17 protein-coding genes are annotated in these 19,077 nt (G+C 71.4%); 9 read left to right on the forward strand and 8 right to left on the reverse strand.

Features of this window, described 5'->3' with window-relative positions:
* Positions 1-5: 5 nt before the first annotated feature.
* On the forward strand, positions 6-1,190 hold the full coding sequence (locus A3Q40_RS01790; protein ID WP_068099534.1) for an NAD(P)/FAD-dependent oxidoreductase: 1,185 nt from the start codon (positions 6-8) through the stop codon (positions 1,188-1,190).
* Between the two features lie 6 nt (positions 1,191-1,196).
* On the opposite strand, the gene A3Q40_RS01795 is transcribed toward A3Q40_RS01790, so the two are convergent.
* Positions 1,197-3,059: an HNH endonuclease signature motif containing protein gene (locus tag A3Q40_RS01795; protein WP_068099535.1), complete on the reverse strand. Its 1,863-nt coding sequence runs from the start codon at positions 3,057-3,059 to the stop codon at positions 1,197-1,199.
* Between the two features lie 78 nt (positions 3,060-3,137).
* The gene (locus A3Q40_RS01800; RefSeq protein WP_068099536.1) at positions 3,138-3,749 is read right to left on the reverse strand and encodes a TetR/AcrR family transcriptional regulator; all 612 of its coding nucleotides are present in this window, start codon (positions 3,747-3,749) and stop codon (positions 3,138-3,140) included.
* Between the two features lie 89 nt (positions 3,750-3,838).
* On the opposite strand from A3Q40_RS01800, the gene A3Q40_RS01805 reads away from it, so the two are divergent.
* Positions 3,839-4,513 carry a hypothetical protein gene (locus A3Q40_RS01805; RefSeq protein WP_068099537.1) on the forward strand — a complete coding sequence of 225 codons (675 nt, stop codon included), beginning with the start codon at positions 3,839-3,841 and terminating at the stop codon, positions 4,511-4,513.
* Here A3Q40_RS01805 and A3Q40_RS01810 read toward each other — a convergent pair.
* Positions 4,476-7,697, reverse strand: coding sequence for a BTAD domain-containing putative transcriptional regulator (locus tag A3Q40_RS01810; protein ID WP_069972886.1), 3,222 nt, complete (start codon positions 7,695-7,697; stop codon positions 4,476-4,478). The two genes, A3Q40_RS01805 and A3Q40_RS01810, sit on opposite strands and share 38 nt — an antisense overlap.
* Before the next feature lie 117 nt (positions 7,698-7,814).
* On the opposite strand from A3Q40_RS01810, the gene A3Q40_RS01815 reads away from it, so the two are divergent.
* Together A3Q40_RS01815 and A3Q40_RS01820 are read left to right on the forward strand one after the other, a co-directional pair.
* Entirely contained in the window at positions 7,815-9,197 is a 1,383-nt protein-coding gene (locus tag A3Q40_RS01815) for a cytochrome P450 (RefSeq protein ID WP_068099539.1), read from the forward strand.
* 37 nt (positions 9,198-9,234) lie between these two features.
* Positions 9,235-10,068, forward strand: a complete 834-nt coding sequence (locus A3Q40_RS01820; RefSeq protein ID WP_068099540.1) for an alpha/beta fold hydrolase — start codon at positions 9,235-9,237, stop codon at positions 10,066-10,068.
* Here the strand turns inward: A3Q40_RS01820 and A3Q40_RS01825 are convergent.
* Positions 10,017-10,505, reverse strand: coding sequence for a DUF1707 SHOCT-like domain-containing protein (locus A3Q40_RS01825; protein ID WP_068099541.1), 489 nt, complete (start codon positions 10,503-10,505; stop codon positions 10,017-10,019). The two genes, A3Q40_RS01820 and A3Q40_RS01825, sit on opposite strands and share 52 nt — an antisense overlap.
* A 97-nt stretch (positions 10,506-10,602) precedes the next feature.
* Between A3Q40_RS01825 and A3Q40_RS01830 the strand changes: the two genes are divergently transcribed.
* Entirely contained in the window at positions 10,603-11,151 is a 549-nt protein-coding gene (locus A3Q40_RS01830; RefSeq protein ID WP_068104894.1) for a PadR family transcriptional regulator, read from the forward strand.
* On the opposite strand, the gene A3Q40_RS01835 is transcribed toward A3Q40_RS01830, so the two are convergent.
* Both A3Q40_RS01835 and aroQ read right to left on the reverse strand, forming a co-directional pair.
* On the reverse strand, positions 11,106-11,966 hold the full coding sequence (locus A3Q40_RS01835) for an acyl-[acyl-carrier-protein] thioesterase (protein WP_082833702.1): 861 nt from the start codon (positions 11,964-11,966) through the stop codon (positions 11,106-11,108). The genes A3Q40_RS01830 and A3Q40_RS01835 overlap by 46 nt on opposite strands.
* On the reverse strand, positions 11,963-12,448 hold the full coding sequence (gene aroQ, locus A3Q40_RS01840) for a type II 3-dehydroquinate dehydratase (RefSeq protein WP_068099542.1): 486 nt from the start codon (positions 12,446-12,448) through the stop codon (positions 11,963-11,965). The genes A3Q40_RS01835 and aroQ overlap by 4 nt, the downstream gene beginning before the upstream one ends.
* Positions 12,449-12,480: 32 nt before the next feature.
* On the opposite strand from aroQ, the gene A3Q40_RS01845 reads away from it, so the two are divergent.
* A complete protein-coding gene (locus tag A3Q40_RS01845; protein ID WP_068099543.1) occupies positions 12,481-13,746 on the forward strand; it encodes an MFS transporter in 1,266 nt (421 codons plus the stop codon).
* Here A3Q40_RS01845 and A3Q40_RS01850 read toward each other — a convergent pair.
* Positions 13,721-14,968, reverse strand: coding sequence for an MFS transporter (locus A3Q40_RS01850; RefSeq protein ID WP_068099544.1), 1,248 nt, complete (start codon positions 14,966-14,968; stop codon positions 13,721-13,723). The two genes, A3Q40_RS01845 and A3Q40_RS01850, sit on opposite strands and share 26 nt — an antisense overlap.
* 70 nt (positions 14,969-15,038) lie before the next feature.
* On the opposite strand from A3Q40_RS01850, the gene A3Q40_RS01855 reads away from it, so the two are divergent.
* From A3Q40_RS01855 to A3Q40_RS01865, 3 genes are all read left to right on the forward strand, one after another.
* Complete coding sequence (locus A3Q40_RS01855; RefSeq protein ID WP_068099545.1) at positions 15,039-16,085, forward strand: LacI family DNA-binding transcriptional regulator; 1,047 nt, start codon at positions 15,039-15,041, stop codon at positions 16,083-16,085.
* A gap of 62 nt (positions 16,086-16,147) precedes the next feature.
* Complete coding sequence (locus A3Q40_RS01860; protein ID WP_068099546.1) at positions 16,148-17,083, forward strand: lysophospholipid acyltransferase family protein; 936 nt, start codon at positions 16,148-16,150, stop codon at positions 17,081-17,083.
* A gap of 46 nt (positions 17,084-17,129) precedes the next feature.
* Entirely contained in the window at positions 17,130-18,125 is a 996-nt protein-coding gene (locus tag A3Q40_RS01865) for an aldo/keto reductase (protein WP_068099547.1), read from the forward strand.
* An 18-nt stretch (positions 18,126-18,143) separates the two neighbouring features.
* Here A3Q40_RS01865 and A3Q40_RS01870 read toward each other — a convergent pair whose 3' ends face one another.
* A complete protein-coding gene (locus tag A3Q40_RS01870) occupies positions 18,144-18,953 on the reverse strand; it encodes a hypothetical protein (RefSeq protein ID WP_068099548.1) in 810 nt (269 codons plus the stop codon).
* Positions 18,954-19,077: the final 124 nt, after the last annotated feature.

Here is a 19,077-nt window from a genome sequence, read left to right on the forward strand (position 1 = left end):
ATGACATGACCCCCTATTCGTTCGACGTCGTCGTGATCGGTGGCGGTAACGCCGGGTTGTCGGCCGCGGCCCGCTGCCGGAAGAAGGGACTGGACTCCGTCGCGGTGATCGAGCCGCAGTCCGTACACACCTACCGGCCGTTGCTGTCCTACGTGGGCGGCGGGCAGGCGCGACTGCCCAGCGCGCAGCGGTCGCAGGCACAGGTGACACCGCGCGGGGTGACGTGGCTCCAGGACACGGTGGTCCGCGTGGATCCGGAGTCCCGCACCGTCGTGTGTGCGTCGGGCATGACGGTGACGTATCGCGACCTGATCGTCGGACCCGGATTGGTGCCGGACCACGAGGCGCTGCCGGGTATCGACGACGCCATGGCGACGGCGTCCGTCGCGAGCAACTATCTCGACGAGGCCACGCGCACCTGGTACCTCACGCGCACGGTGCGCGACGGCGGTCACGCGGTGTTCACCGTGCCGCGCCCACCCGTCAGCTGCACCGGAACCACGGTCAAGCCGCTCTTCCTCGCCGCGGCGCACTGGGCGAGCACGGGACGGTCCGTGCGCACGACCCTGGTGGTGGACCGCGAGGGCATCGTCGGGGTGCCCGATCTGGACGCACGACTGGAGTCGGCACTCCGCGACCTGGGCACGACGGTGGTGCGGCGCACGGCGGTCACCGCCCTGCACCCTGATCGCAACGCGATCGAGGTGACCGGCCCTGCCGGCGTCGACACGCTGGAGTACGACATGCTCCACCTGGTGCCGCCGTACCGGGGCCGCGCGTGGGTCACCGAATCCGGCCTTGCGGGCGATGTGCCGCACGGGCTGGTGGACGTCGATCCGCGCACGCTGCAGCACCACCGGCACCCGAACGTGTGGGCCGCCGGTGACGGGGCGGCCATCGACACCGACCCGTCCGGCGGGGGACTGCGCAAGCAGGTGTCGACGCTGGTCGACAACCTGCTCGCCGCGCGCCGGGGCGGGCAGCTCGGCGAGTACGACGGCTACACCGTCGCCCCGATTCCGCTCGACTCGCACCGGCTGATCGCGGCCGAGTTCGATCGGACGGGCGCCGTCACCTCCTCGCTCCCGTCGTTCCTCGACCCGTTGAAGCCCCGCCGGCTCGCGTGGGCGGGTGACCGGTACGGACTGCCGTTCTCGTACTGGCACCTGCTGCTGAAGGGTCACCTGTAGACCCCGTCAGAACGGGGGTGGTGCGTCGTCGGGTTCGGGTGGTCGGACCCCGTTCAGGTTGTTGCGGAGTCGGTTCCGGTTGCGTTCCTGGCGGCGTCGGGCGTGTTTCTGCTCGGTGCGTGGGGCGGGTCGGGTGGGTTCGGGCTCGTCCGGTGCCGGGGTGCGCGGTCGTGCGGTCCTGCCGGTGGCGGGTGGGTCGCCGAAGACGATCATGTCGAGGCCGGGGTGGGTGTCGAACCCGGTGTGCGCGGGGCCGAGGACGGTGCGGCCTTCGGGGATGGTGAATGTCCGGATGATGCGGCCCGGGTGGTCGCGGTCGTCGTATTGGTCGTCGACGACGTCGCCGAACGTTTTCAGTAGGTGGTGGAACCGGCACTTGGCGCCGAGTCCGGTCGCGCTGGTCTGCCCGCCGCGCTCGGGGTGGGTGTGGTCGTATTCGGTGATGTGGTCGAGGTCGCCGTCCCGGGCGGGTGTGTTGCAGCCGGGCCAGGTGCAGTACCGGTCGCGGGCGCGAACGTACGCATCGAGCGCGGCTGAGGGCCGGTACGGGTCGGCCGGTTGGGTGGCGGGGAGTGGGGTGTCGGTGCCGTCGCCGAGCGGGCGAATGACCGCGTCGGGGTCCTTGGCGAGGTCGCGGACGTGGGCGCCGGAGATGATGCCGAGCCCGGCAACGAACCCGATCCCGTCGATCAGCTCGGGCTCCGCCGGGGCCGCCTCGACCGCAGCCCCGTCGACCGAGACACCATCCGCCGCAAGCTCGTCGACGACGACCTCATCGACTACGACCTCGTCGGCGACGACCTGCTCTGCCGCAGCTGCGGCCGTGTCGACGTGGCGAGCCTGCGGGTGCGCTGCCGCCGTCGTATCCGTATCCGTATCCGCTGCCGCCGTCGTATCCGTATCCGTATCCGTGGTCGTGTCCGTGTCCGTGTCCGTGTCCGTGTCCGTGTCCGCGGCGGGCGCGGGGGTGGGTCCGGTGAGGGTGGTGGTGTCGGTGACCACGTGGATGACGATGCGTGCTGCGTTCGCCGCCACTTCGTCCGCATCGACGACCTGGAAGGCGCACTCCGGGCGACCGCAGTCGCAGCCGAACGGGGCGTGCTTGACCAACGCGAACAACGCGTCCGACGCCCGCGCACCCGTGCTGCGACTGTCGTGCTTGCAGACCTGCGCGGCCAGTCGTTCGACGACGCGGGCGACGATGGCGGCGCGTTCGGCGGACATCGTCGCCCCCACCGTCCCCATGCCGTCGAGACCGGCCTCGGTGAAGAAGCACCGCCCTTTCAGTGCTTCCTCGCGCCGTTCGCGGACGGCGTCGGGATCACGGCGGTAGACCATCTGGTCGCACAGGTCCCGCACGCGCGCCGTCGACCACGACCCCGGCTTCCGCAGTGCGGCGGCGATGTCGGCGTCCACCAAACCCTGGTACGGGCGGCCGTGGACGAGTTCGGTGCGGGAGACGATGGTGCGAATGAAAGTCGGGGAGACCACTCCGTCGCGCAGGCACTCGAACACCCGCGGCAGCCGGTCCCGCAGGGCGACGGCGTTGTCGAGGAGTCGTTCGGCGACGTACTGCGACACCGACAGAGCGGTGGCGAGGCGGGCGGCGCACTGGGCGAACGCATCGACCGCCCGCTCGTCGTAGTCTTCCTCGGGGACGACCAGTTCGGTGTGGAGGGCGGCGGCGTGCCGGTAGCGGCGCCACTCCAGATAGCCCGCCCCCGCAGCGAGATCCGCCAGGGCGTCGAGGTGCCCGACCACCGGCAAGTCGAACGACGCCGGCAGGCCCAGCGCGGCGTGATCGCGCTCAGGCCACGGCACACCGCCCACCTGCGCCGCACTCACCGCGCCGACCCCCCGATCGCTCATGTGTTCGATTGTAAAGACCCCCACCGACACCCGCCACGACAACGACCGGAAACCGGGACACCGAATGGCCGAGGAGTGTCAGTCCCGCCGGGTCGTGGAGACGAACAACGCGGTGGCCGCGTCGACGATGTCAACGATCGCCAGGTCGCGGGTGCCGTCGAGCCGAGCGAGCAGCAATTCCGAGCACGCCCCCACCAGCATCAACCCGGCCAGCTGTCGTTGCGGCTCGGGAGCGGCGCGGGGTCCCCACATGGTGGCGGCGGCCGCGGACACGAAGTCGACCACCCCGGCCAACGTGTGGTGGCGCTGGGTGCGCAGCTCCACGGAGGCCGTGGACTCGACCACGGCGATGCGACCCTTGTGAGGATCGTCGAGCAGCAGCGTGACCACGGCGGTCAGCGCCGCGCGGACCCGGTCGATCTCGGACCCCTCGGTGGTCTCCAGGGCGCGTCGGGCGGTGTCCCGCACCTCGTCGGCGAGGGCGTCCACGACGGCGACGACGAGATCCCGCTTGCTCGAGAAGCTCTCGTAGAAGTAGCGCTCCGTCAGGCCGGCCGCGGCGCAGACGCCGGTCATCGTGGTGCGGTCGGTCCCCACCGTCCCCATGAGCTCGCGCCCGGCCGCGAGAAGCGCGCTGCGTCGTGCGGCGATGCGGGACTCGGCGCCCTGGCCGCCGTACGAGCGTGGCACGCGCCCAGTATGCCGCTCTCGAGGTCGAGTCGGGTCCGGCCCAGCCGTCGCCAAGTGATCACCAAGCGCGGTCCCGCACTGTTCCCTCCATGACCATCACCTCGTCTCTCCTCACTCGTCTCAGCGCGATCGGCGTCGTCGTCGCGTTCGGCTTCAATCTCACCGGGGGCCTGCTGCACCCGGTCGTGGACGGCAACGCACACTCCGTCGAGTCCCTCACGTCCGCGGCGGGGCCGTGGTCGGCAGCGTTGCTGCTGACCGGCACGGTGCTGCAACTGATCTCGCTGCCGGGCGTCTACGCCTGGTTCGCCGCGCGCGCCGGCGTTCTCGGCCTCGTCTCCTTCGTCACGCTCTACCTGTCCTCGATGCTGGTGTCGATTACGCATCTGTCGGTGGAGGCGTTCGCGACGTACGCCCTGGCGAGCAATCCCGACACCGCCTACCTGGTGCCGGCGAACGGGTCGCTCTTCCCCGGGGCGTTCCCCACGATGCAGATGATCAGTGGCCTGGTGTTCATGCTCTCGATGGTGGTGTTCGGCGCGGTCCTCGTGCGGACGCGTGCCGTGCCGGTCTGGATCGGCGCGGTCACCACGGTCGGCGGGTTGATCCTGCTGGTCCCGTGGCCCGAACTTCCCGGTATCAGCGGGCTGATCGTGGAACTCCCGCGTGGCCTCGCCTTCGCCGCCGTCGGCGTGTTGATCCTGCGCGCCGGCCGGACGTCCGACGTCACTCCGACGCGTCGAGTTGCTCCCGTACCCGCCTGAGCGTGTCGGAGGCGACGGCACGCCACCGTGCCGCCGCCTCCGCATCGCTCTGCCGGTCCGCGATCTCCGCCAGCGCCGCGGCCACCGGTCCCGCGTACAGCGACCCCGAGTCCAGCCCCGCCACCGCATCGGCGAACGGCTGCAGCTGACCCGCGGTCTCGGCCATGACGACCGAGTCTCCCAGTCGGGCAGCGGCTCTCGCGCGGAAGGTCGTCATCGCCAGCCAGTAGTAGTTGCGCGGGTACGGCGCCGCGGTACGCCACTGCGCCCGCGCCCGGTCCTCCTCGCCCGCATCGAGCAGCGCGACGACGTACACGAACCGAACCGATTGCGGTCGAACCGATTCGATCGCTGCTAGTTCGTCCACCATCTCGCCCAGGTCGCCGACCGCCACGCCGTGGCCGATGCGGCCCAGCGTGGCGATCCACTCGGCGGACGCCGCCCCTTGCGTGCGCAGCGTCTCCGTGACGACGTCGTACCGGGCGCGCGCCTCGTCGTAGCGGCCGGCGAGGACGTCCACCAGCGCGTCGTAGACGGCTAGCACCCCCAGCATCTGGGCCAACTGGTGGCCGGCGGCCCGTGCGGTCGCCGCTTCCGCGGCCGACCTCGCCCCGCGCAGATCGACGGCCGCGGCCGCGGCGAGGAAGCGCTGGTAGTGCGCCACGGCGGCGAAACCGTCGTCGCCGATCGCGGCGGCGGCACCGGCGAGTTCGTCGGCATTGGCCACCCGTTCGTCGACGTGGTCCGGGCCGAAGGCGATGTAGCCGAACGCCGTACACGCCCGCGCCAGCACCGCCGGATCGTCGGACTCGCGAGCCCACCGCCGGGCCGACACCGCCGCGTCGTCGGCCTCGCGGTCGGCCGACGCATCACCGAAGGTGCCCTCCAGTTCGAAGGCCAGGGCGGACGCGACGAGGGCCCGGTGCGCGGGCGTCGGCAGCTCCGACGCGGCCAACCGCCGCAGCGGGTCGACGATCGCCGTGTCGATCTCGACGGAGGTGCGGATCGTCCAGATGACCGGCGCCGTCCACGACGTCGCGGCGCGGAAGAGGGCGTCGTCGTCCCCGGTGGCCTCGGCGAGCGAGACGGCTTGCCGACGCGCCTCCCGTGCGGCGACGACATCGCCGAGCCGGGCCAGCGTGCCCACGCGACCGACGAGCACGTCGAGCAGGTCGGTGGCGTCGCTCTCGCGCAGCCACCGTTCCGCGGCCGCCCACAGGCCGTCCGCGTCGCGAAAACCGAACTGCCGCTCGGCCTCACGTGCGCCGCGGATCAGGAACGGGACGGACTCGGCAGTGTCGGCGTGCACAGCGTGGTGCGCCAGCGCGGCGGTGTCGTCCGGCGTGACGTCGGCGAGGACGGTCAGTGCGGCGCGGTGCGCCCGTGCCCGGCGAATCCGGGGGACGCTCTCGTACACCACCTCGCGAACCAGATCGTGCGTGAAACCGACCCGGTCCGAGGAGGTCTCGGTGAGCACGCCGGTGAGGACGGCGGGTTCGAGCGCGTCGAGCACGTCGTCCTCCTGGTCACCCGCTGTGGCGGCGAGCACCGTCAGATCCGCCTCCCTGCCCAGAATCGCGGCCCGGCGCAGCATCACGGCAGTGCGGTCCGGCAGGCGGTCCAGTCGACGACGGATCACGTCGCGCACGCTTGGCGGAACCGAAACCGACAGCGCTGCAGTGCCTTCGGAGCGAATCAGACCGGCGAACTCACGGACGTACAGGGGATTGCCGCCGGTCCGAGCATGCAGTCGGGACAGAACGTCCTCGTCTAGGTCGGGGCTCCCGGCGAGAGCCGCGATGGCCGCCACCCCGGCACGGCCCACGCCGCTCAGGTGAACGGTCGTCCCGGGCACCGAGGCGAGCGCGGCTCGGGCGGCGAGGAGGTCGCCGGTCACCTCGTCGGGCCGGTAGGTCGCGGCCACCACCAGCGCGCCGACCGCCGTCCCGCAGACCTGACGCAGGACCTGGAGCGTGGGCTCGTCGGCTCGGTGGACGTCGTCGAGAATCACGAGAACCGGTGCGGTGGAGCAGGTGCGGCACACCGACTCCGCGACGGTGAAGGGGGCGACGGACGTCGGCGGGGTGACCCCGAGCGCACGCAAGATCTCGATCCGGGGCCACGCCGGCGGTGCGCCGTCCACCTCGGGGCACCGCCCCCGGGCGGTCCGCCAGCCGCGAGCGGTCAGGCGATCCGCGACGTCGCGCGTCGTCGTGGTCTTGCCGGCTCCGGCGTCTCCGACGATCCACACCAAGTGCGGGGAGGCGGCCGCGACGGCCGCGTCCGCGGTCGCGAGGACGTCGTCGGTCTCGGGGCGGGCGACGACGGCGGGCGCGACCGGCTCGGCGGGCTCGGCTGGTTCGGGGGGCGCAGTGGGCACAGTGTGCGCCGGGCGCGTCACCGGCGATACGACGACGGGAGCGCCGTGGGTACGGACTTCGTGTTCGACGGCGCGCAACTCCGGCGAGGGGTCGACGCCGAGTTCGTCGGCCAGATACCGCCGGATGCGCCGGAGCTCGTCGAGCGCCTCGGCCTGGCGGCCGGCGCGATACAGCGCGAGTGCCAGGAGTCCCGACGCCCGTTCGCGCGCCGGCCGTGTGCGGACGAGCGCGGTGAGATCGCCGATCGCACGGTCCGCTCGCCCGTCCGCGAGGAGCATATGTGCCCGCAGTTCCACGGCGTGGTCGTGCAGGTCGCGCAGGCGATCCGACTCGGCGCGGCCCCAATCCGTGTCGACGAACTCGGGATAGGCCTCGCCCGACCAGTCGTCGAGAAGCATGTCGAGGGCGTCGATCGCGCCGGCGTCCCCGCGGGCGGCGCGGCGAACGACGTCCTCCGCGGCCCGTGCGTCGAGGGCGTCGGCGGGCAGCGCGAGGGCGTACCCCGGTGCCCGGGAGACGAGGACGGTGGCCGGGGTCCGCGGTGCCCGGTTCGGCTCGAGCAGCCTGCGCAGGTTGGACACGTGCACCTGCAGGGCGGCCAACGCCTTGGGTGGGGGGTTGCCGGCCCACAGGTCGTCGACGAGCAGGTCGGTCGACACCACGCGGCCGCCGGCGGACGCGAGCCTGGCCAGGACCGCGCGCTGGCCGCGCCCGCCGAGGTTCACGGCGCGGCCGTCGACCGTCGCGGTGAGCGGTCCGAGCACGCTCACCGTCACCCGAGGTGGTGTGGGTCGGTCGTTCATGGCACCGGTCAGAGTAGGGGCTGTGCTGGTCCGGAGTCGTCCGATTCGGCCTTGACGACCCGTCGCGATGTGACGCACACTACATCTGACAGATTATCCTGTCAGATTGGAGCCGACATGGCCCACGCCCTCGCCGCCCCACCCGTCGACAGCGGTCTGCGCCCCGTTCCCGGCGGTCGCTCCATTCCCTGGATCGGTGAGACGCTGCGCTACATCCGCGACCCGCTCGCCCTCTGGAATGCGCAGTGCGAGGCGTACGGCCCGGTGTCGTGGTCCGTCATGGCCGGGCGACGGGTGGTCACCGTGCTCGGGGCCGACGGCTGCGAGCAAGTCCTCACCAACCGCGACAAGGCCTTCGGCAACAAGGACGCGTGGCGGCCTCTGATCGGCCCCTTCTTCGACGGCGGCCTCATGCTGATGGACGCCGGCGAGCACCGGACCAACCGTCGACTGTTGCAACAGGCGTTCACCAAGGAGCGCCTGGCGGACTACACCGCGACGATGCATCCCCTGATCGCGTGCGGGGTGCGAGAGTGGCAGCCCAGCACCGACTTTCGGGTCTATCCCGCCACCAAGAACCTGACGCTGGGCCTGGCGACCGAGGTGTTCATGGGCGGCGTCGATCCCGACGACGATCGCCTACCCCGGGTGAACGCCGCCTTCGTCGACTGTGTGCAGGCGGCGACAGCGCTCGTGCGAGCGAACGTTCCCGGTGGGCGGTGGCGGCGCGGGCTCCGGGGTCGGCGCTACCTCGAATCGTTTCTGCGCGACTACCTTCCTCGACGACGGGCGGGATCGGGCACGGACCTGTTCTCCGTGCTGGCGCGGCTCGAGGACGAGCACGGCACCCGATTCTCCGACGACGCGATCGTCGACCACATGGTCTTCCTGCTCATGGCCGCGCACGACACGTCCACCATCACCGTCTCGACGATGGTCGATCAACTGGGGCGCCATCCGGAGTGGCAGGAGCGGTGCCGACAGCAGTCGCTCGCCGTGGGAGACGACGTCACCGACCCCGAGGTGCGTGCGCAGCTCACCGATCTCGCGGCGGTCATGAAGGAGTCGCTGCGCATCCTGGCGCCGCTGCCCACGATGGTGCGATGGACGCTGCGGGACACCGACATCCAGGGGCACTTCGTCCCGGCGGACACCATGGTGGCCGCTACTCCCCACTGGACCCATCACGACGCGACGTGGTGGCCGGACCCCGAACGGTGGGACCCGTCGCGGTTCGACGGCCGCCCGTTGCCGCACAAGTACGCCTGGCAGCCGTTCGGCGGCGGCGTGCACACGTGCCTCGGTCAGTTCTTCTCCCAGATCGAGATCGTGATGGTCCTGCACCACCTGCTGCGCACCTTCACCTGGACGGTGCCGAACCCATCGGCCACGCCCATCGACTTCACCTCGCTGCCGTACCCACGGGACGGACAGCCGATCGATCTGCGTCGGCTGGGGCGATTCTCCGACCGCGCTGACCCTGGCGGTCCCTCGGCGTAGATTCCCCGGCATCGGATCGCACGACCGAGGGGGATGCATGCCGCGGATCGACTTGCCGGCCGGGCCCGTCGACTACACCGACACCGGCGGCGACGGCCCGGTGCTGGTCTTCGCGCACGGGCTGCTCATGAACGAGACCCTCTGGCGCTCGGTGATTCCGCTGCTGCAGCGCGACTACCGCTGCATCGCGCCGACGTTGCCGCTGGGGGCGCACCGCACCCCGATGAGACCCGACGCCGATCTGTCGCAGCTCGGCGTCGCCCGGATCCTGGCCGACGTCCTCGACGCGTTGGATCTCACCGACGCGACGGTGATCCTCAACGATTGGGGTGGCGGGCAGTTCCTGGTGTCCGACGGCCGAGCCGACCGGGTGGGACGCCTGGTGCTCGCGTCGTGCGAGGCGTTCGACAACTTCCCCCCGCGGCCCGCTCGCCCGGCCGTGGCCTTGTGTCGCGTTCCGGGCGGCACGCGTCTGTTCCTCGGATTGTTGGGCACGCGGGTCGTCCGCCACGACAAGCGGGCCTGGGGTGGGCTGAGCAAAGCCGGGATCCCCGACGGGGTGCTCGACGACTGGTTCGCCCCGGCCACTCGCAGCGCGGACATCAGGCGTGACCTCAGGAAGTTCTGCGTCGGCACCCCGACCCGCTCGACCCTGCTCGAGTGGGCGTCCCGGCTGTCGACGTTCGATCGCCCCGTCCTCGTCGTCTGGGCAACCGAGGACCGCATGATGCCGCCGGCGCACGCACAACGGTTGGAGCAGCTGTTCCCGAACGCCCGGCGGGTGCAGATCGACGACGCGTGGACGTTGCTTCCGGTGGATCAGCCGCACCGCTTCGCCGACGCGCTGCGGGACTTCGTCCCCCTCGCGTAGGGCTCGGGAACAGATCGGCAGGACCACGTCGGCAGCGTCGTGACGCCCCGACGCGCGGCGACCGTCGCGCCCACGGTGTGGACGACGAGCACCGCGCCCCACGGCCCGAGCACCCACACCGGCCAGGGGTAGTGGAACTCGCCCGCCGACAGGCAGATCGCGACGTAGACGACCAGGCAGATCGAGTTCACCAGCGCCCAGTGCGCCCACGCGGCGGCCAGGAGCGTGCGCACCCGGACCGGTCGCGGCGGCGCCGGTGGCAGGTCACGCAGAAGGGCGTCGAGTTCGATGCGGTCGGTGGCCGCCACCGCGGCGGCCGACCGGCGGTCGAACTCGTCCAGGGTGATCCGACCGTCGCCGACGGCGGCGGTGAGGGCGTCGACGGTCCTGCTGATCCGGTCGTCCAGATGCGTGGGTGAGGAAAGCGGTCCGGTCATCGGTCACCTCGTTCCGGGATTTACCGTCCACAGTGGACGGTGAACCTCAGCCTGCATCGTCCACAGTGGACTGTCAAGATGTGCGACGATGGCCGGCATGGCCGACCCTGCCCCACGCGATACCGCTGTACCGCTCAACCCCACCGCGGCGTCGCCGCTCAATCCGACCGCGGCGTCCTTGCTCGGCTTCCTCCACCGTGGCCCCCAGTCGGGGTGGGACCTGACGGTGACCGCGCAGGAGTGCATCGGCGGCTTCTGGACCGTCACCCGATCGCAGGTGTACCGCGAACTCGCCGGTCTCGCGCGGTCCGGCGCGGTGCGCGAACTCCCTACCGAGGCCCGGGACCGCAAGCCGTACGAGCTCACCGACGCGGGCCGGGACGCGTTCGCCCGGTGGATCGCCGACCTGCCGGGGCCGGAGGTGATTCGCCACCCGTTGCTGCTGTTCCTGTCCTTCGGCGAGCACGTGCCCGAGCCCCGGCTGACCGAGGCGATCGAGCAACATCGCGCCGCCCACCGGGACGATCTCGCGCGCTACCGCGCGTCGGCCGAGCACGTCACCGACCCCTACGCCGCCGCGACGCTCGACTTCGGTATCGCCTACGAGGAGATGGTGCTCGCCTGGCTGGACAGACTGCCCTGGTAGGCGAGGACCCGCGCGATGGTGCGCACCGTGCCGTCGACGAGGAACCACACGGTGAGCGCGTCGGCGGCCCCGTCGCGATGTCGCCGGTGCCGGAGCGTGATCGTGTCCCCCGCGACGATGGGGCCGAGGTACTCGATGACGGCGCGGTGCGGCCCGCCGGTGATCGTGGCGACGTCCGGTGACGCCGCGAGCACGTCCTCGACGGCCTGCCAGTACACGGCGTTGTTGACGTGATCGAACGCGTCGAGATCCGTCGCGCGCAGCACGAACGTCCGGTCCTCCGCGGACGGTTCCGGCGCCACGTCGCGCATCCACTGTGTCCAGCGCAGCCGGTGCTCGTCCGTCGTGCGCGACAGCAGAGCGAGGCCCTCGTCGGAGATGCGGGTGGGCATGCCCGACGTGATGGACACGGAGATCCAGAACCCCTCCGTGCGGATGAGCGCCCCCTTGTCCCCGGTGATGTCGACGCGCATGTTCGACCACCGCGTCGAGAGCCCGGAACACCAGCGGCGCAACGTCACTCGTTCCGGCCACACCGACGGGCGCACCACGTCGATCACCGTGCGACGGACGATCCAGAACGGGTCGGTGTCGCCCAGACCGGACGCGTCGAGATTGTCGGAGCCGATGTCCTGGAGGTACCGCGCCACCGAGTCGTACCGCAGTCGGTTGGCCGTGTCGACGTCCCCGGCGCGCACGGGCCACCCTGTCTCGAACCCCTCGCCCGACGGTGGCTGCGGGGCCAGCTCGTAGGTGGCGGCGAGCGATGCGGCGGCGTCGGGTGATGCGGCGGACCCCGGAGACGCGGCGCTCACGCGGCGTCTCCGTGCGGACGCTCACCGGTGTGGAGGTGCCGGCACAGCTCCTCGACGGCGTAGGCGTACCCGCGGATGCCGCAGCCGGCGATCACCGACGTCGCGATCGGCGAGACGTAGCTGTGGTGCCGGAACTCCTCGCGCGCGTGGACGTTCGAGATGTGCACCTCGATCACGGGAACCTCCGGAATCACCAGCGCGTCCCGCAACGCCACCGACGTGTGGGTGAGCCCGCCCGGGTTGATCACGATGCCCCCGGCGGTCCCGCGCGCACCGTGGATCCAATCGATGAGCTCGCCCTCGTGGTTGGACTGCGCCGATTCGACGACCACCCCGTGCGGTTCGGCGGTGCGTCGACACAGCGTCACGACGTCCGCGAGCGTGTCCGATCCGTAGACCTCGGGCTGGCGCGTACCCAGCATGTTCAGGTTGGGGCCGTTGAGCACCAGGATCGTGCGGGGGAGCCGCGCACCGTCGGTCATGGGGCCGAACTCTACCCGGGACACTGAGCGGCATGCGTGCATGGATCGTCTGGGGAACCGGTGTCCTCGCCTATGCCGTGGGGGTGTTGCACCGGACGTCGTTCGGGGTGTCCGGACTCGATGCCGCGGACCGCTTCTCCGCCGGCCCGTCCCTGCTCTCGTCGTTCGTCGTCCTGCAGGTGGTGGTGTACGCCTCGATGCAGATTCCGGCGGGCGTGCTGCTCGATCGCGTCGGGTCGCGCGCGATGATCGTCGCCGGCGCCCTGATCATGGCGACCGGTCAACTGGCCCTCGCCCTCACCGAGTCCCTGCCCGTCGCCGTCGCGGCGCGGGCGGTGGTCGGGGTGGGCGATGCCGTCACCTTCATCTCGGTGCTGCGCCTGGTGCCGCAGTGGTTCGGCCCGCGGCAGGTGCCCGTCGTCTCGCAGCTGACGGGCATCCTCGGTCAGTTCGGCCAGGTGCTCTCGGCGGTGCCGTTCGTCCTGGTGCTGCACGACGTCGGGTGGACCGCCGCGTACGGTGCGGCGTCGGCGAGCGGGGTGCTCGTCGCGGTCGCGGTGTTCGCCGTGGTCTCGAACGCTCCCGAGGGCGCGCAGGTCACCGGACCGCGGGTGACGTTCGGGGACACGATGGCCTCGATCCGCACGGTCTGGTCCCGGCCGGGCACCCGCCTGGGCTTCTTCTCCCACATGGGCACCCAGTTCTCCATCACGATCTTCGCCCTCATGTGGGGCGTGCCGTTCCTGACCTCGGCGCAGGGACTGTCCTCGGCGACGGCCGGTGCGCTGCTCACCGTGTCGGTGGTCTCGGCCATCGTCGCGGGCATCGTGGTGGGGATGCTCAGTGGCCGCTATCCGATGCGGCGGTCCTGGATGGTGTTGGCGATCATGGCCTCGAACGCCGTGATGTGGGGCATCGTGCTCGCGCTGCCCGGACCGGCGCCGCTGTGGCTGCTGGTCCTGCTGATCGTGGTGATCTCCGTCGGCGGTCCCGGGTCGGCCATCGGGTTCGACTACGCCCGCACCTTCAACCCGTCCGTCGCCCTGGGCACCGCCCAGGGCATGGTCAACATCGGCGGCTTCCTCGCGTCGTTGCTCGTCATGCAGGCCATGGGCGCGATCCTGAATGCGTTCGGCGGCTACAGCGTCGACGCGTTCCGGGTGGCGTGGTCGACCCAGTACGTCGTGTGGATCGTCGCCGCGACGGGCGTGGTGATCTGTCGACGCAAGGCGCGTCGGGAATCGGGTGTCCGGCCCCGGACCCTGCGGGAGGTCAGGGCACGGATGCGGGGGCAGTAGCCGGCGCGGAGGTCCGTGCGGGGGCCGGGAACGCCGACCGTCCGGCGACGACGGCCACCGTCGCCGGGATCAGGACGACAACGGCGAACACCAGGACCGCGGTGATCGAGAGGGCGTCGATCAGGCCGCCGCCGATGAGCGCGCCCGTGGCGATGCCCACCTGGAACGTCACGACGTACACGGCCGAGTAGGCGTCGGCCGATCCGGCGGGTGCGGAGTGCAACACGGCGGACTGGATGCACACGGGAATCGTCGTGAAGGCCAGACCCCACAGCGCGATCGCGGCCACGGCCAGGACCGGAGTGGCTCCCGTCGGGACAGCCAGCAGGAGCAGCAGGACGCCGACCGCGGCCGTCACCGTCGACAGGACCACCACGGACGAGAGCCACGGGCGACGGTCGTACGTGCGGCCGATCAGCCAGATGCCGACCACGCCGGCCAGGCCGTAGACGAAGAGCATCACCGACACCGCCCCGCCCGTCGATCCCAGCGCGCGCTCGACGATCAGGGCGAAGTAGGTGTAGCCCGCGAAGTGGCCGAGGACGGCCAGCAGCGTCACGCCGCACAGCAGGACGAGGGCCGGCGCCACCCGGGTCCGTCCGCCGCTCGTCCGACGGTCGGCCCGCGGCGCCGAGGGGAGAGTGGGGAGCAACCGGGCGAGCGCCAGGGTGATGATCAGCCCGATCACGCCGAGGGTGGCGGCGGCGACGCGCCACCCCGCCCACTGACCCAGCGCGGAGGTGAGCGGATTGCCCGCCACCAGCGCGAGCGACGTGCCCGCGTAGACCAGGGCGATGGCCTTGCCGCGACGGCCGGGCACCACCAGCGACGCCGCGACCGGAGCGACCACCGCCCAGAACACTCCGTGCGTGGCCGCGCAGATCAAGCGGGCCGCCACGAGCATCGGGTAGCCGACGGCGACGGCCGACACCAACTGCGAGACCGCCAGCGCGGCGGCGGTCCCGACGACGACCGTGCGGCGATTCCACGACCGGACGGCGGCCATGAGCGGAAGCGTGACCACGGCGACGGCGTAGGCGTAGAAGGTCAGCAGCAGGCCGACGGCGGCCTCGCTCACGCCGAGGTCGCCCGACATCTCCGGCAGCAGACCCACCGGCAACGTCTCCGCGGTGACGTAGACGAACGCCGTCGCCGCCAGGACCAGCAGAGCGGGGGTGGAGGATCGCTGCGCGCCGGCGGGCGCGGGGGAACCGGTGAGCATGTGTGTAACGATACACAGGCTGCGGAGCAGGGCAGACGACGGCCACCGCGGGCCCGGTACAGTCGGCGCGATGTCCGGTTCTTTACCCGATCCACGCCGCCGCGCCACGACGATGGCCGACGTCGCGGCCGCCGCGGGCGTGTCGGTCATGACCGTCTCCTACGCCTTCGGCCGGCCGGACCGGGTGTCCGACGAGACCCGACGGCGCGTGTTGGCCACCGCGGACACGCTCGGGTACACCGGACCCCACCGCGGCGCGCAGTCGCTCCGCCGCGGCCGCACCAACGATCTCGCGGTGGTGCTCACCGAGACCTTGACGTTCGCGTTCGACGATCCGCACGCGCGCAGGTTCTTCTCCGGCATCGCCGACGCGTGCCTGGACACCGACACCGGCCTCGTGTTGCTGCCGAACGCGCGCGACGGCGTCGCGGTGCACCGGGTCCGCGACGCCGCCGTCGACGGGTACGTTTTCTGGACGACGGTGGACGACGACCCGGCGTTGGCTGCCGCCGTCGCGACCGGCCGGCCCGTCTGTGTCCAGGGTGGGCCCGCCGACGCGGGCGCCGCCGTGGTCACCATCGACGACACCGCGGCGGCCGAGACGGTGGCGCGGGAGGGATTACGCGGCGCCCGACGGCCGATGGTCCTGTCGTTCCCCGCCGATCGTGGCCGGCGTCGGGAGGTCGTCCACGGTCCCGATCCCGATCGCGTCGCCTTTCCTGTCACCCGCCACCGACTCCGCGGCTACCGCACCGCGGCCGAGGCCGCCGGTCTGTCGTGGGCGGAGGTCCCGGTGGTGTTCGGTGCGGGCAGCTTCCGCGCCGAGGGACGCCGCGCCGTGACCGAGTACCGGGACGTCCACCGTCCCGACGCCGTGCTCGCCATGAGCGACGAGCTGGCGCTGGGGGCGATGGCCGAGCTGGGCGGCGACGTCGCCTCGGGGGCCGTCTCGGTGGTGGGCTGGGACGACTCGACCGAGGCGGCCGATGCCGGTCTGACCACCGTGGCGCAATCGCTCCACGAGCAGGGCCGCATCGCCGCACGCATCGCGCTGGGTGCCGAGGTCGACACGACGGCGCACTGGAGCCTCGTCACCCGCTCGTCCACCCGTTCCTGACCCGTCACCACGCATCGCCGAACCCCCACGGCCCCGGCTCGCCGGGAGTAGGTTCGCCCGTCATGAGCGAGAGCACCGAGCGGGACACCGAGGTGGCGGATCAGGCCGAGCGGGTGGCCGCCGCCGCGCGCCTGCACATGAAGGACAAGCGTGCCGCGCAGTCGGGTGGTCTGTCCGGCGTGGTCGCCTCCCGCGCGGGCGACTGGGCTCTGGACGACCAGGACGTCGACCGCATGCGCAAGCAGGAGCGGCTGTGGAACCCGCTCGTGGACAAGTACTTCCGCATGGAGATCGACGGGTGGGAGAACGTCCCCGACGCGCCCGTCCTCCTCGTCGGAGTGCACACCGGCGCACCGTTCGTCTGGGACGCGTGGACGGTCGGGGCGCAGTGGTGGCGGCGGTTCGGCCCGGATCGGCCCCTGCACGGCACCGCGCACGACGCGCTGATGGCCTTCCCGCTCATCGGCGGGCTCTTCCGCTCGATGGGAGTTCTCCCGGCCGCTCCCGATTCCATGGCGACCGCGCTGGCCGCGGGCCGCGACGTCATCGTCTGGCCGGGCGGGGAGGTCGACTCGCTTCGTCCGTGGCGCGACCGCGACGTGGCGACGCTCGCCGGGCGCACCGGATTCGTGAAACTCGCCATCCGGTGCGGGGTCCCCATCGTGCCGATCGCGACCGTGGGCGGCGGCGACGCGATGCCGGTTCTCATCAAGGGAGACCGCCTGTCACGGACGCTCCGACTCGATCGCATCGCGCGTCTGAAGGTCTTCCCGATCGCCGTGTCGCTGCCGTGGATCGTCGCGCCCGCCGCCCTCCCGCAGATTCCGCTGCCCGCGAAGATCCGTACCCGGTTCATGCCCGCGGTCACGGTCGAGCCGGACCTCGCGCTCGTCGACGACGAGGACTACGTGCAGGCCAAGTACGAGGAGGTCCGGCGCACCATCCAGGAGGGGATGGACCAGCTGGCGCGCAAGCGGAAGTGGCCGCTGTTCCGCTAGACGAGGCACGAGCCGGGGCCGACGGACCCGGCCTACTGTGGACGGTATGACCCTCCCTCAGCGCACACTCGGCACGCAGTCGGCCCTCACCGTGTCGGCCCTCGGACTCGGCTGCATGGGCATGTCCGAGTTCTACGGCGAGACCGACCGGGCGTCCGGCATCGAGACCATCCGCCGCGCCCTCGATCTCGGCGTGACCTTCCTCGACACCGCCGACATGTACGGCCCGTTCGTCAACGAGGAACTGGTCGGCGAGGCGATCGCCGGGCGACGCGACGAGGTGCAGCTGGCCACGAAGTTCGGCAACGAGCGTCTGCCCGACGGCACCAGGCTCGGCATCAACGGCAGCCCCGAGTACGTGCGGTCGGCGTGCGACGCGTCGCTGTCGCGCCTCGGCGTCGACCACATCGACCTGTACTACCAGCACCGCGTGGACAAGTCGGTTCCGATCGAGGACACCGTCGGGGCCATGGCGGAGTTGGTCCAGGCCGGCAAGGTGCGCCATCTGGGTCTGTCCGAGGCGTCGGCGGCCACCATTCGCCGCGCGCACGCCGTCCACCCCATCACCGCCGTGCAGACGGAGTACTCCCTCTTCACCCGCGACATCGAAGCCGAGGTGCTGCCGACGTTGCGGGAGCTGGGCATCGGTCTGGTGCCGTACTCGCCCCTCGGGCGCGGACTGCTGACCGGAGCCATCGAGAAGGAGTCGCAGCTGGCCGAGCAGGATTCGCGCCGGACGTCGTACTTCCCGCGGTTCCAGGGCGAGGCGCTCGAGGCCAACCTGGCATTGGTCGCGCAGGTGCGGACCATTGCGGAGCGGCTCGGCTGCACGGCCGGTCAGCTGGCGCTGGCGTGGGTGCTGGCGCAGGGTGCGGACGTCGCGCCGATCCCCGGAACCAAGCGGGTGCGCTATCTCGAGGAGAACGTCGGCGCCCTGGACGTGGCCGCCACCCAGGAGATCCTGGACGAGCTGGAGGCCGCGGTGCCGGCGTCGGCCGTCGTGGGGGCGCGCTACGGAGACATGTCGAGTATCGACGACTAGGTGCGGTCGACCGCGTCTCTAGTTCTGGTCGAGCCGCACGGCGCGGACGAAGGTGTAGAGCAGGACCGGAATGGCGATGGTCAGCGCCACTACCGGGACCCACACCACCATGGCCCCCAGCACGGGCACGTCCGTGGTGAACAACTTCCACCCGATGATGGCCGTCACGCCGCCGGCGCTGAGCACCATGTGCGTCGCGAGCATCCAGCGGTCGAGGAAAATTCCTGCGACCAGACCGAGTACCGCGAGGAACGCGGTCTTGCCGATCGCGAACTCGGGGGGCATGTCCGCCGTCAGGTTGGCGGCGACGATACCGATGTCGGCCAGGACCACGAAGACGAACAGGGTCCAGAGGCGTGGCCAGGAGATCACCAGCCACCACAGCGCGGCGGTGAACGCGAAGACACCACAGCCGATCTGGATGCCGAGGGCCGGCTGGGTGCGCGCGCCGAAGCCGAAGAGGATTTCGAGGGTCGCGCACACGCCCATACCCGCGGTGAACAGCGCGATGAGGACGCGCACCACCCGCTCGTCGGTGAACGAGTACATCATTCCGACGATCCACTCGTACCGGCTCTCCAGCAGGCCGCGAGGGGCGTCGTCGTCCCGCTCGTCGCGCGGGTCACTCCCGATGTCCGCGACGGAGTCCGCCGAGGGGTAGGACTCCGGGCGGGGGGACGCGTACGCCCGTGAGGGAGCGGACGGGGTGAACGCGGTGCCGAACGCGCCCGCGCCGCCGAACGCGCCGCCCTGCCCGTAGCTCTGGGGGTAGGTCTGCGGGAGGGGCTGGGGAAAGGGCTGCGGAATGCCCTCCGGTCCTGGTGCCATGTCGGTCCCGTTCCCTTCAGGTCATGCTCGGTCGGTGCGCTCGGCGCGTCGGTGGGCGTGCCGAGGAGTCATGCGGTATAGGGCGGACTGCCCGGTCCGGTCACCGTAAACCAGGACTTCGTCC

The organism is Rhodococcus sp. PBTS 1, from assembly GCF_001620025.1.
GTDB lineage: Bacteria > Actinomycetota > Actinomycetes > Mycobacteriales > Mycobacteriaceae > Rhodococcoides > Rhodococcoides kroppenstedtii.

What these genes read in the sequence shown, in the direction of transcription:
- A3Q40_RS01805 (WP_068099537.1), top strand. Translation starts at nt 3,839, where the DNA reads ATGACCATCACCTCGTCTCTCCTCACTCGTCTCAGCGCGATCGGCGTC.
- A3Q40_RS01850 (WP_068099544.1), bottom strand. Translation starts at nt 14,968, where the DNA reads ATGCTCACCGGTTCCCCCGCGCCCGCCGGCGCGCAGCGATCCTCCACC.
- A3Q40_RS01790 (WP_068099534.1), top strand. Translation starts at nt 6, where the DNA reads ATGACCCCCTATTCGTTCGACGTCGTCGTGATCGGTGGCGGTAACGCC.
- A3Q40_RS01870 (WP_068099548.1), bottom strand. Translation starts at nt 18,953, where the DNA reads ATGGCACCAGGACCGGAGGGCATTCCGCAGCCCTTTCCCCAGCCCCTC.
- aroQ (WP_068099542.1), bottom strand. Translation starts at nt 12,448, where the DNA reads ATGACCGACGGTGCGCGGCTCCCCCGCACGATCCTGGTGCTCAACGGC.
- A3Q40_RS01845 (WP_068099543.1), top strand. Translation starts at nt 12,481, where the DNA reads ATGCGTGCATGGATCGTCTGGGGAACCGGTGTCCTCGCCTATGCCGTG.
- A3Q40_RS01810 (WP_069972886.1), bottom strand. Translation starts at nt 7,697, where the DNA reads ATGAACGACCGACCCACACCACCTCGGGTGACGGTGAGCGTGCTCGGA.
- A3Q40_RS01795 (WP_068099535.1), bottom strand. Translation starts at nt 3,059, where the DNA reads ATGAGCGATCGGGGGGTCGGCGCGGTGAGTGCGGCGCAGGTGGGCGGT.
- A3Q40_RS01815 (WP_068099539.1), top strand. Translation starts at nt 7,815, where the DNA reads ATGGCCCACGCCCTCGCCGCCCCACCCGTCGACAGCGGTCTGCGCCCC.
- A3Q40_RS01825 (WP_068099541.1), bottom strand. Translation starts at nt 10,505, where the DNA reads ATGACCGGACCGCTTTCCTCACCCACGCATCTGGACGACCGGATCAGC.
- A3Q40_RS01865 (WP_068099547.1), top strand. Translation starts at nt 17,130, where the DNA reads ATGACCCTCCCTCAGCGCACACTCGGCACGCAGTCGGCCCTCACCGTG.
- A3Q40_RS01820 (WP_068099540.1), top strand. Translation starts at nt 9,235, where the DNA reads ATGCCGCGGATCGACTTGCCGGCCGGGCCCGTCGACTACACCGACACC.
- A3Q40_RS01860 (WP_068099546.1), top strand. Translation starts at nt 16,148, where the DNA reads ATGAGCGAGAGCACCGAGCGGGACACCGAGGTGGCGGATCAGGCCGAG.
- A3Q40_RS01830 (WP_068104894.1), top strand. Translation starts at nt 10,603, where the DNA reads ATGGCCGACCCTGCCCCACGCGATACCGCTGTACCGCTCAACCCCACC.
- A3Q40_RS01855 (WP_068099545.1), top strand. Translation starts at nt 15,039, where the DNA reads ATGTCCGGTTCTTTACCCGATCCACGCCGCCGCGCCACGACGATGGCC.